At 44.4% G+C, this 11861-nt stretch carries 13 protein-coding genes; 8 read left to right on the forward strand and 5 right to left on the reverse strand.

What is annotated here, in order from left to right; genetic code table 11:
- Positions 1-4: 4 nt before the first annotated feature.
- From AAA938_RS13090 to AAA938_RS13110, 5 genes are all read right to left on the reverse strand, one after another.
- A complete protein-coding gene (locus AAA938_RS13090; protein WP_338229188.1) occupies positions 5-1576 on the reverse strand; it encodes a S8 family peptidase in 1572 nt (523 codons plus the stop codon).
- A 225-nt stretch (positions 1577-1801) separates the two neighbouring features.
- A complete protein-coding gene (locus AAA938_RS13095) occupies positions 1802-2350 on the reverse strand; it encodes a DUF4136 domain-containing protein (protein WP_338229189.1) in 549 nt (182 codons plus the stop codon).
- Between the two features lie 71 nt (positions 2351-2421).
- Positions 2422-3024: a DUF6992 family protein gene (locus AAA938_RS13100; RefSeq protein WP_338229190.1), complete on the reverse strand. Its 603-nt coding sequence runs from the start codon at positions 3022-3024 to the stop codon at positions 2422-2424.
- Positions 3025-3054: 30 nt separating this feature from the next.
- The gene (locus tag AAA938_RS13105; RefSeq protein WP_338229191.1) at positions 3055-3678 is read right to left on the reverse strand and encodes a LysE family translocator; all 624 of its coding nucleotides are present in this window, start codon (positions 3676-3678) and stop codon (positions 3055-3057) included.
- Complete coding sequence (locus AAA938_RS13110; RefSeq protein WP_338229192.1) at positions 3671-5224, reverse strand: GH3 family acyl-acid amido synthetase; 1554 nt, start codon at positions 5222-5224, stop codon at positions 3671-3673. The genes AAA938_RS13105 and AAA938_RS13110 overlap by 8 nt, the downstream gene beginning before the upstream one ends.
- 49 nt (positions 5225-5273) lie before the next feature.
- On the opposite strand from AAA938_RS13110, the gene AAA938_RS13115 reads away from it, so the two are divergent.
- The 8 genes from AAA938_RS13115 to AAA938_RS13150 all read left to right on the forward strand — a co-directional run bounded on the left by AAA938_RS13115 (position 5274) and on the right by AAA938_RS13150 (position 11859).
- On the forward strand, positions 5274-5978 hold the full coding sequence (locus tag AAA938_RS13115; RefSeq protein ID WP_338229193.1) for a YggS family pyridoxal phosphate-dependent enzyme: 705 nt from the start codon (positions 5274-5276) through the stop codon (positions 5976-5978).
- Between the two features lie 29 nt (positions 5979-6007).
- On the forward strand, positions 6008-6331 hold the full coding sequence (locus AAA938_RS13120; RefSeq protein WP_338229194.1) for a DUF423 domain-containing protein: 324 nt from the start codon (positions 6008-6010) through the stop codon (positions 6329-6331).
- 4 nt (positions 6332-6335) lie between these two features.
- The gene (locus AAA938_RS13125) at positions 6336-7628 is read left to right on the forward strand and encodes a D-alanyl-D-alanine carboxypeptidase (protein WP_338229195.1); all 1293 of its coding nucleotides are present in this window, start codon (positions 6336-6338) and stop codon (positions 7626-7628) included.
- Between the two features lie 434 nt (positions 7629-8062).
- Entirely contained in the window at positions 8063-8917 is an 855-nt protein-coding gene (locus tag AAA938_RS13130; protein ID WP_338229196.1) for an alpha/beta fold hydrolase, read from the forward strand.
- On the forward strand, positions 8914-9426 hold the full coding sequence (locus AAA938_RS13135) for an RNA polymerase sigma factor (protein WP_338229197.1): 513 nt from the start codon (positions 8914-8916) through the stop codon (positions 9424-9426). Before AAA938_RS13130 ends, AAA938_RS13135 begins: the two co-directional genes overlap by 4 nt.
- Positions 9416-10021, forward strand: coding sequence for a hypothetical protein (locus AAA938_RS13140; RefSeq protein WP_338229198.1), 606 nt, complete (start codon positions 9416-9418; stop codon positions 10019-10021). The genes AAA938_RS13135 and AAA938_RS13140 overlap by 11 nt, the downstream gene beginning before the upstream one ends.
- Positions 10022-10080: 59 nt before the next feature.
- A complete protein-coding gene (locus tag AAA938_RS13145) occupies positions 10081-11118 on the forward strand; it encodes a S66 peptidase family protein (protein WP_338229199.1) in 1038 nt (345 codons plus the stop codon).
- A 117-nt stretch (positions 11119-11235) separates the two neighbouring features.
- The gene (locus AAA938_RS13150; protein WP_338229200.1) at positions 11236-11859 is read left to right on the forward strand and encodes an SGNH/GDSL hydrolase family protein; all 624 of its coding nucleotides are present in this window, start codon (positions 11236-11238) and stop codon (positions 11857-11859) included.
- Positions 11860-11861: the final 2 nt, after the last annotated feature.

Raw genomic sequence — 11861 nt, forward strand, 5'->3', positions numbered from 1 at the left:
TTTTTTAGTTTACACCCACAGCGGCAGCTGCATTTAGATTTCCAAATCCGTATTGGGAACTTCGGTTTGGAAATAGATCTGAGGTTGAGCGCATTTGATTGAGCACTTGGTCTCTGGACCAGCCTGGATTTTTAGCCCAAACCAAAGCTGCAATTCCTGAAGCGGTTGCCGTGGCTACAGAAGACCCCCCCACAGTAGAAGGCTGATCTCCACTATTGGCCAAACTCAAAGCGGTAGTCCCCGTTCCTGAGCGCTGCATCACTACCGTAAACTCCACCTGACTGCCTGAATGGCAAGTATCGCAACGCTGATAACCAGTACCTTCCTTAATCCCGGTAACAGCCACGGTCTCACTCATGTTGGCAGGGAAAATTACCCCAACCCAATTGGTGAATGTAGTGGAAGTTCCTGCCGCAGCAAAAATCAGTTTGCCTCTGTTGAAAGCATAACGCACCGCATCAGCTACTTTGGAATTGGAGAACACATCTCCGATCGACATACTAATAATCCGCACATCAGATCGGTTTCCCAAAAGAACCAAGGCTTCTGCAACTCCATTTTTCTCATCCGAAGAATTGATAATGACGTCACTTGTACCACGAACTGAGATCAAATTGGAATTGTAAGCCACTCCCACACTATTTCCAACCGTGTTTCTCGGTGCTGCAATTACCCCAGACATCGCAGTACCATGTCCGCATCGATCATCTGGACCGTCATAACTTTTCCAAAACCAGAAGCCGGTCTTGAAGGTCCCGAACTTAGCTACAAAGCGACCTGAAGATTCACCGGAATTAAAACCGGAATTGAGCAAAGGTTGATTGGGTGACAGTCCAGTATCGATGACTCCAACAGTGATTCCGGAACCCGTACTTTGACTCCAGGCTTGTGCAATTCCCATCTGCTGATAGTTCCAAGAGGCTTTTGCGTTGGGGGTTACTGCGGTAAAATCAGCATTGGAAAGCCCTGTATCTGCACTGTTCGAACAGCCTGCATCACTCTGGATACGTGCAGCAGGACTATCTCCACTATCGAGCAAGGAATAATCAAACTGATAGCCTACTGGTTCAAAATACCTTACCTCGGGCATCTTTCGGAGATTTTGCAATACTTCAAAATCCGCCACTTTCACCTCCAGATAGGGTAATTGCTCATGAATCAAGGCATCCTGATCGCGAAGCCGGTAGTTGGGACTCTGATTTTTGGAAAGCGTGGCTGAGATCATTTCCAGGATGGACTCTGATGCAGCCTCCCAATTAGCCGAGCTTACATCATCCAGTCCGATTCGGGCGTTGGGATCTTGCATTCCCACTGGCTTGTATCCTATGGTCAAAATAGAATCCCCCTGAATCAAAGCACTGTAGAGCAATTCATCACTTTGCTCCATCCAGATAAAGTCCCCTTTTTCCCGAAGGGAATGAAGAATAATCCGGTCAATTTCTGATGAAGGGATTATTTTTTGGACCTCCTGAGTATCCTCCGAAATGGAGACCGAGGGCTGTTCTTCCTGAGTACAGGAAAAAACCACAACTGCTAAAAAAAGCAGACTAAGGGTGATTTTGGATTTGAAAAACATGGTAAAAATTTTTGTTTAAGTTTAACTTTCAAGAAGTTATGACTTTCCGACTTTAGAAAAAAATAGTATTTGTGGAAAATTGAAAATTGGATAAACGCCAATTTTTGGGTCAGTCTTTTCCTTTAATAAACTTTCGTTCCCCATTTTCTATCTTCTAATGGACAAAAATCCTTTTATCCATCGAATCAAGGAGGAATTCTCAAACCTAGGGTAATAAGTGAAAACCTATTCTATTTCGTACAAGGAGGTCAGTAACTGATGGAGAACAAGATCCATCTTATCCAGATCAAACTCGCGACTACCTCCATAGACCACTCCCGAACTGATTCCCATCCATGCGATTTCATGGGTCTGTGAGTCTTGGATCAAAAAAATCACCTTTCCGATCATTCCGGAATTAATGATTGTACTTCCTCCACCACTTGCATTCGGAAATCTATTGCCTGAATTCCATACATCATAAAACGGACCTGGAACGGAAGAATTCTGCGACATGTCCACAGTTTCAATAAAATCCCTAGAAACAACCACTCCCTGAATCAAAAAATCCGGATTCTCTGAAGTTTCCTCAAATCCGTAATCGATTAATTTATCTCGGAAGGCAAGTTTGACCCGCTCATTTCTTTTATCAGAATAATCTTCCTCTATCATTTTAAAAGTCTGATATTCTTTCAGCAATTCAGAATTGGCGAGTGTATCTACTCGGAGAATTTCAGAAACCTTGCAGGAGCTCAAAATAAAAACCAAAGCAAGTAATGGGAGTAGATTTTTCATTATTCGAAGATTTTCAAAGGAATAACTAAAAATACGAATTAATTAATAAGAGGTTCGAAAGCAATCCCTTTTTAAAAATTCATTCTGAGATACACTCCTGTTGGTCCCAAACTGATATTCTGGACCAGGCTCGGGAGCTCTTTTCCATGAATCTGATGAAAGCCATACATGATTCCATCAAAAACCAATAAGAAAGCACCTTGGAGGATAATCGACTTTCCAAATCCAATCAATCGTTCATTATCCGTTCTCAGTCCCCTCTCCTTTAGATAAAGCCCTCCTGCCATGTATGCCACATCCAAGGCCGTATTGACCAAAAGAATCTTCTCAATACTTTGCTGTGCCTTCATCGTCTCCCAAAAGTCAGTTCCGGGAGTTTCCTTGGTTGCCTGCCAATAGCCAAAACCTGCAATGAGCAGATTGACCGAGTTCCAATACAGATTCATCTGATGAAAAGCCTTGGTCTCTCCTGTAGTCTGACTCGCTCCTATCCCACCCCAAATCATATTTCCCACAGCCCAAGAGCCCAAAATCAACATGCCTTGCTGATTGTAATCCAAGCGGGTTTGATTGAACTCAGTCAATTGAGGTAAATCCTGACCCAAAACCAGAGAGGTAGAGGTGAAAAAAAGGATCAAACAAAGTACAAAGGGCGAGAGAGTTTGCTTTTTCATAAGTGATTAACCTGCAGATGAAAACTAAGTTCAAGAAAAATAGGTAGTCCAAAGCATTCTAAAACCAAAAAACAGCATCACAAACCCCACCCCTTTATTCAAGAAACCCATCAAACGAGGCGTCACAAACCGGGAAAGCTGTTTGGCAATGAATGCTTTGAGCAAATCAACCAAAAAGACGGTACCCAAAATCCCAACATAATACAGGCTGATTTGAGAACCGGTCCAATTTTGCTTCAATGAGACCAAACTCGCGATGGAAATCCAAAATAATAGAACAAAGGGGTTGATTCCATTGATACTGAATCCTTTGGCAAATGCATTTCTCTTTTTGGGAATCGGTAGCTGAATTCCTCCCGTATTGGGTCTTTCTACCTGTTTTTTGATCAAGGAGTTGATTCCGAATCCCATCAAAATCAATCCTCCGCCATAGCCAAGAACCTTTTCAAACAAGGCAGTATTGGCCAAGAAAGACACCCCAAAATATGTGAGGATCACATAAAGTGCATCACTGCAAAGAATGCCCAAGGCCAAAACCAAGGCGTAGCGAAACCCATGCTGAAGGCTATTGGTGATCAGGGTAAAAAAGACCGGACCAACGATGACACTCAGCAGCAAACCCATGCTTACCCCTTCCAGCCAGGCGCTACCCATTGATTAAACCGTTTTGAAGGAGATATTCCAACCAAGCCTGTCCTTTTTCTCCTTTCAGTACCCGGGGAAATTTATTCTGTCCCCCTTCTTTGCCTTGGGCTTTCATCCAGTCATAAAAAACCGAGGAAGGTAAAACCTCCACCAAAACCTCTTTCAAGGCATGTTTTCGCTCCACGGCATAGTCATCATTGAGTTGGCAAAGGTGGGAATCCAGCTTGTCAAGGAAAAGACCGGAATCTATGGGGTCATCTGAACCGATAAACCATCGATGCGCAAAAAGATTGCCGGAGGGAATCCCCAAAACGGTGAATTCACGAACTCGAATATTCAGATCCTCCGCCACCAACTCAATAGCCTTGTTCATGTTGTCCACAGAAAGATGCTCTCCACAAAGGCTCAAAAAGTGCTTGGTACGGCCGGTAATGATGATTTCGGACTCTTCTTTGGACACAAAGCGAATCACATCTCCAATCAGATACCTCCAAGCCCCGGCACAGGTGGTGATCAAAAGGGCATAATCCTTCCCCTCTACGATTTCATCAATTTTGAAAGTCTGTGCTGTAGGCAGAATATTACCATCGGAATCAAAATTATCCTCAGTGAAAGGCACAAATTCATGGAAAATCCCATTATTCAGCACCAATCGCATGGACTTCCGATTGGGTAAAGCCTGAAAAGCAAGGAAGCCCTCAGAAGCGAGGTAGGTCTCCATATAGGTTAAGGGCTTGCCTAGGAGTCCTTCGAATCCTTTCCGGTAAGGCTCAAAAGAGACCCCACCATGGACGAAAATCTGAAGATTGGGCCAGATTTCATGAATGTGCTGCACCTGATACCTTTGAATGATCTTTTCCAATAGAATCTGCAACCATGCCGGTACACCGACAATGATCCCTATATCCCACTTGGGTGCATTTTCGACGATTTGATCCAGTTTGTCACCCCAGTTTCGGTTTTTGGAGATCTTTTTTCCGGGTTTGTAAAATCGCTGAAACCAAATCGGAAGGTTGCCTGCCGTAATGCCGCTGAGGTCTCCCGAGAAGTAAGTCCCATTGAACTCGAGATCTGTACTGCCCCCAAGCATCAAAATGCCTTTGGTATATAGAGAAGCCGGAAAATCATACTTGGACAAACTCAGAATCTGTCTAACCCCAGTCCTACGAATGGCCTTGACCATGGACTTGGTGATGGGAATATATTTGGAGGCTGCGCCTGAAGTCCCCGAACTCAAGGCGAAATACTTCACCCGACCGGGCCAGGTTACATTTTTCTTTCCTTCCTGTAATTGATGCCAAAACTCGGCGTGAATGGAATTGTAATCATAGATAGGAACCTGAGCTTCGAATCGCTCATAAAAATCACCAGGCCCTTTCCTAAACCCCTTTAAAATGTCATGAAAATCATACTTTTTACCCACAGCTGTTCGCTCTGCTTTCAGTAAAAGTTTCCTGAGCTGTTCTTTCTGAAGGTCAAGAGGTTGGGTGACTTCCTGTTCTAAACTTTCCCGGAGTCGGATGCCCTTTTTGAGCAAATTGCTAAGGATTGCCATATCTTTGTTTTGGCCTATGAATGTAAAAATGAACGCTTAAAAATAGAAAATGGATATCAAAGCCAATTTAGAAGCCGTCAAAAAATCATTTGTCAACCCTTCCTGTCAGCTGATCGCTGTGAGCAAAACCAAGCCCATTGAAGACCTCAAAGCAGCCTATGCAGCGGGGATACGGGACTTTGGAGAAAACAAGGTGCAGGAAATTCAAGCCAAACAGCCGGAGATGCCAACTGACACCCGGTGGCATATGATCGGACACCTTCAGAGCAATAAGGTCAAATATATCGCCCCCTACGTGCATCTAATTCATGGAGTGGATTCATTCAAACTATTGAAAGAAATAAATAAGCAGGGCAAAAAGATCAATCGGGTGATTCCCGTTTTACTGCAAATGCATATTGCCGAGGAAGAAAGCAAGTTCGGATTTGATCAGACAGAATTGGAAGAAATGCTCAATTCGGAGGAATTTGCCCAACTAACCCATGTTCAAATTAAGGGTCTGATGGGCATGGCTACTTTCACGGAAAATTCAGATCAAATCAGAAAGGAATTCCGAGGTCTTAAAACTCTATTCGAGGAATTAAAAAAACGTGATTTGCCTCCTTTTGTCCACTTGGAAGATTTATCCATGGGCATGAGCGGAGATTATCAGATCGCGCAGGAAGAAGGCAGCACCATGGTGAGAATCGGTTCGGCGATATTTGGAGCAAGAAATTATTCACAGGGAAGAACGGAAAAAAAATACTCGCATTAGCCGGCATTTCCGGGGCATTAGCCGTCGGCTTGGGCGCCTTTGGTGCTCATGGCTTGGAGCCGATTTTGATCCAAAACGGAAGATTGGATACGTTTGAAACGGCCGTCAGCTATCATTTTTACCATACGCTTGCTCTTTTTGGAATAGGTCTGCTAGCCTTCCTCAAGCCTGAATGGAAAAATCTCAGCTTTTCGGCTTGGTGCATGATTTTGGGGATTTTGATTTTCTCAGGATCACTTTATATCCTTTCCTTGACGGGAATTACCTGGCTTGGTGCCATCACTCCATTGGGAGGAGTTGGATTTATTTTGGGTTGGTTGGGACTGGCTTATTCCGCACTTAAAAACAACTAGCCCATTGAGACTCAAAGCACTTTTTTTCCTTGCTTGGCTCATCACCTCACTGCCTACAGCAGCCCAGCTGAGTCGAGCTCAATTTTCTTCTCTGGAAAATATTCTGGGAGAAAAAAGCAGCTTCTCTGGGCATATGACTGGATTTATCCTTTATGATCTGGATTCTCAAAAGGTGGTTTATGAGAAAAACAGTCAGCTCAATTTTATCCCTGCCTCCACGACCAAGCTTTTTACGCTATTCGCTGCGGTGGCCATTTTGCAGGACAGCACTCAGACTTTGAGGTATGTTGCTTCGGGAGATACGCTAAAAATCTGGGGAGCAGGGGATCCGAGCTGGAAGTATCAGGATTTTTTCCAGCCTGATTTTGAAAAAGTCTGGAAAAACTATCAAGTCATTCAGTATTCCGATGCCAACCAAGTCAGCCCGGCTTTTGGCTATGGCTGGCAATGGGACGATTATTACTACGATTATTCAGCGGAAAGAAGTCCCCTACCCATCTATGGAAACCTGCTGGAAGTCAAAAAAGTCGGAAACCGACCGGAAGTCTTTCCTTCCAGATTTCAAAAATCCATTTCAACTACTACGCTGCCCATCAAGGAGTTGGAAAGGGATCTGCATACCAATGATTTCAAATACAGCCCTACTACTTTTCTGGGAAGAGAGCGGTTTATCCCACTTTTGACTTCAGGTCAGCTCACAGCAGAACTAGCTCAAGAATTGACAGGAAAGACTTGGATTTACAAAAAAGAGTCCCTCCCGGAAAACAATCAGGCATTCAGAGGTGCCCCGGTATTCCCTCTCCTTCAGGAAATGATGCTCGAAAGCGACAATTTCATCGCTGAGCAGATGCTTTGGATGGTATCGGACCACCTATTCCAGACTTTAGACACCGAGCGAGCCATTGAGTATATTCAGAAGACTTATTTCTTTGACCTGCCTGACCAACCCAAATGGGTGGATGGAAGCGGGCTTTCCCGGCATAATCTTTTCACTCCCCGATCCATGGTGGTGCTGATCGATAAGCTGTATCGCATCGTCCCGGAAGATCAACTTTACGCCCTTTTGCCGACAGGCGGAAAAACCGGCACCCTCAAAAACACCTTTCAGGCGGCCCAGCCCTACATTTTTGCCAAAAGCGGGAGTATGAGCAATCATTACAGCCTTGCAGGATTGGTTCGCACCAAAAGCGGAAAGACCTACGCCTTTGCCTTTATGAATTCCAATTTCCTCGGAAGACCCTCTGCCATACGGGCTGAGGTGGAAAAGGTGATGGCTTTGGTAAGGGAAGTGCTTTGAGGTTGGAAGACGGAAGGTGAAGTCCGATGTCCGGTGTCGGATGCTCGGTGTCGGAAAAGCTAAAAGCTTGAAGACGGGCGACGAAGAAAGCACATGAAAATCCAAATCGATACAATGTAATTTTCACTTTATGTATGTCCGCTTTCTTACCAGTTACCAAATTTTATTAATGTTCACCTCGACTTCGCTCGGTGAACGTTAGATGTTTTAAGGTGGGGAGTGGAGGAAAATGCGGCTGCGCCGCATTTTCCTCCACTCCCAAAATTAACCCCAAATCCGGAGGCCGAGCTCGGTCACTGAGCTTGTCGAAGTGTCGAGGCCATTTTGATCTACTGGCATCATTACGGATAATCATATTTAACTTTTTCAAAAATTTTTCTTCAAAGTTGTAAGGAAAGCAAAAGGCCTTGGTCTAAAGAAGAAAAACAACCCTCATGAAAAAGTTACTTCTTCTTTACACTCTGATTTTTGCCCTACTTACAACAGCCCAATCCCAAGAATTACAAACTCAAATCTACGGCAAAGGACCAAATCTGATCTTTATTCCCGGTTTAGCATCTTCAGGGGAAGTCTGGGAAGAAACGGTAGCCCAACTCTCCAGCAACTACGAATGTCATGTCCTGACCCTTCCCGGTTTCGGAACCAACCCAGCTACAGAGATGCCTGAAGGTTTTCTGGAAACCATGGAAAAATTGCTCAGCGAGTACATTTTGGAACAAAAGGAAAAAGTCACTCTCATCGGACACAGCCTGGGCGGATTTCTCTCGCTCAGGCTCTCCCGGAGCATCCCCGAACACATCCAAAAAGCCATCATCGTGGACTCTTTTCCCTTTTACTCCGCTGCCTTTAATCCTGCAGCCACGGAAGAAAACATGGTCGGAATGGCCAGCCAAATGAAGCAGCTCATGCTTTCCCAGAGTCCTGAACAGTACCTCACTCAGCAAAAATCCACCATGCCCATGATGACCATCAATGTGGAAAAACTTCCCCTTGCCGTAGAATGGTCTATGCAAAGTGATCGAAATACAACCGCAGTGGCTCTTTATGAATTGATGACTACCGACTTCAGAGATGAATTGACAGAAGTGAAAACGCCCATTTTGGTCTTGGGAGCTTGGGCGTCCGGTAAAAATTATGGCTTGACCGAAGAAAGCGTGAAAAAAACCTTCTCCGATCAATACCAATTGGCTGAAAACGTCCAAATTGAAATGGCCCCCACTGCCCACCACTTTATCATGTGGGACAATCCGGAATGGTTTATGGAAAAACTCAGCGCATTTCTTCAATGAAAACTCAGAAAGAAGCTCAATTTGAGTCCCTTTACCTAGACCACAAAGACAAGATTTACCGACTTTGTCTTGGCTTTGTCCGGGAAAAAGAACTGGCTAATGACCTTTTCCAAGAAATCCTGATCAAAATCTGGAGGCACTTGGAGAGTTTCAAAGGGGAAAGCGAAATCAGCACCTGGATCTACCGAATCGCTTACAATACGGCATTAACGCATACTGCCAAGGAAAAGAAAAAAGCCATTCAGCAAACTGATTTTCCTGAAAACCTAGACCTAGCTGAACCGGAGAGTTATACTCAAGAAAAAGAAAATCAACTTCATGCGCTCTATAAAGCCATTTCCTCACTTCCTGAATTGGATCGGATCATCGCAACTCTGCTACTTGAAGGCACCCCTTACAAATCAATCGCTGAGATCAGCGGAATCAGCGAAAACTATGTGGCTGTAAAAGTCAACCGAATCAAAACTGCGCTCACCCAAAAACTCAACCCTCAACCTCATGGAAACTAACTTCAACGATATACAGCAGCTCTGGCAAAGTCAAAAAGCAAAAGATTTTGATATCCAAGGATTGATTTCCGGACTTAAAAAAACGGAACAAAAACAGCGAAAAGAGCGGATTTCGATCGCGATAATTACACCTGTTACTTTGGCATTTCTGTTTATAGCGATGCCTTGGGCAGAAAGCAAAGCCATCCTGTTTAGTTTACTGGTGATAGCAGTAGCTATGCTTTGGGTAGTTTGGTTGAGTTTCAAATCTACTTTAATGCCTAGTGACAACTCAGAAAGCCTCTCCAACCAAAAGTACCTCGAAACACAACTGGCAAAACTTCGACAACGATACAAAATAGCCGGAACCTACATGTATTACTATGCCCTTCTCTTGGCAATAGCGCTGAATGTTTCCTATTACGTGCTGCTTGCACCTTTTTCTTTGGAAATGAGAATAGCAGTCCATTTGGCCCTAACCCTTATCATTATGGTCATGATGAATTTTAGCATCAAGAGAAGATTGAAAAAATATGACCGAACGATCAAACCAATAATGGAGGAGTTGGAAAGATTGCTTTCAGATATAAAAAAGAAAGAAGTCATTTCCAATTGACCGGAATGTCCTCCTTCGGTTAAAAAAAACAGAGTAAATTCAGCTCAAAATTAACCCGAATGAACAAACGCAGCTTTCTCAAATCTTTCGGCCTCGCGGCGGCTTCAGCTCCATTTTTAAGTTTTGACATCAAAAACAATAAACAACCCCCAGCCCTTTTACCCAAAGGGATACAAAAAGGGGACACCGTAGGCATCATTTCTCCCGCAGCAGCCACAGCAAACCGCATGGAGTTTACCTACGCCAAAGAAGCCATGGAAGGATTGGGGTTCAAAGTCAAACTGGGAGAAAACCTGAAAAACCGGTTTGGGCACTTGGCAGGCACAGATGAGGAGCGTGCGGCTGACCTCAATGCCATGTTTGCAGACCCGGAGGTAAAAGCCGTGATCTGCATCCGAGGAGGTTCTGGTGCTGCTCGGATTCTTCCTTTGATCGATTACGATTTGGTGAAAAATAATCCCAAACCACTGCTTGGCTATTCGGATATTACAGCTTTGCATTGCGCACTTCAAAGTCAGGCGGGCTTGATTTCCTTTCACGGTCCCAATGGCAGTGGGAGTTGGAATAGCTTTAATGTAAGTCAGTTCGAAAGGGTGTTTTTCAACCGGGAAAAAGTAAGCTATGTCAACGAGGGAAGCAAAGGCGATGAGCTGGTTCAGAAGGCCAACCGGATTCAAACTCTTCGAGGCGGTCAGGTGGAAGGTAAGTTGCTGGGGGGAAATCTGACTGTATTATCTGCTTTATCAGGAACACCCTATTATCCTGATTTTCAAGATGCTATTTTATTCATCGAAGACATAGGAGAAGATCCCTATCGTATTGACCGAATGATGAGTACACTCGAACTCAATGGCACTTTATCCAAAATCCAAGGCTTTGTATTCGGGCAATGTACCGACTGTGATCCAGGGGGAGGCTATGGAAGCTTGACCGTGGATCAGATTTTGGATCAGTATATTTTGCCACTCAATATTCCGGCTTATTCGGGTGCAATGATCGGCCACGTGGCAAAGCAGTTTATCCTTCCGGTGGGCGCCCAAGTCAAACTAAATGCTGATGAGGGAAGTTTGTCTTTACTTGAATCCGTATTTGCCTAAGCAAAAGTGAAGTCTAAAAACCCGCGTAATTCTAAATTTCAAATTGGCATGTTTCCCCACCTTGTTTCCATCATTTTCTCCTTATTCCTTTTCCTACAGTGCAAAACAGACGAACCCATGGAACTTAAAACCCTAACCTATCTTGCCCTTGGCGACAGCTATACAATCGGAGAAGGTGTAGAAGAGGAAGAGCGGTATCCTGTTCAATTGGTAAGCCGACTCAATTCTTTGGGAGGACAATATTTCTTTCCTCCGAAGATCATTGCAAAGACTGGATGGACTGTGGATGAATTGGAAACGGGAATTAATGCTGCTGAAACCTCAGCCGAAGGCTATGATTTGGTCACTTTGCTCATTGGGGTAAACAATCAGTACCGAGGAAGGCCCGTTGCTGACTACGAGAAAGACTTTGAAGCCATGCTTCAGCGGGCTATTGCCTTTGCCCGGGGTAATCATGAACATGTCGTGGTGCTTTCAATTCCGGACTGGGGAGTGACTGGCTTTGCTAAAGCTAGAAATACCGATCAAGAAAAAGTAGCCGCTGAAATAGATGCCTACAATGCGGCAAAAAAGGCGATCTGCGACAAATATGAGATCACATTTATCGATATTACAGAGGAATACCGGCAAATCGGCGGTCAGGCAGAAATGATGGCCGGAGATCGCTTGCATCCATCCGGACTGGTTTACACCCGCTGGACGGAGAAGCTTTTGGAAGAAGTCAAAAAAATCAATTTCTAATC

It is taken from the genome of Algoriphagus taiwanensis (assembly GCF_036245645.1).
In the GTDB taxonomy this organism is placed as follows: Bacteria; Bacteroidota; Bacteroidia; order Cytophagales; family Cyclobacteriaceae; genus Algoriphagus; species Algoriphagus taiwanensis.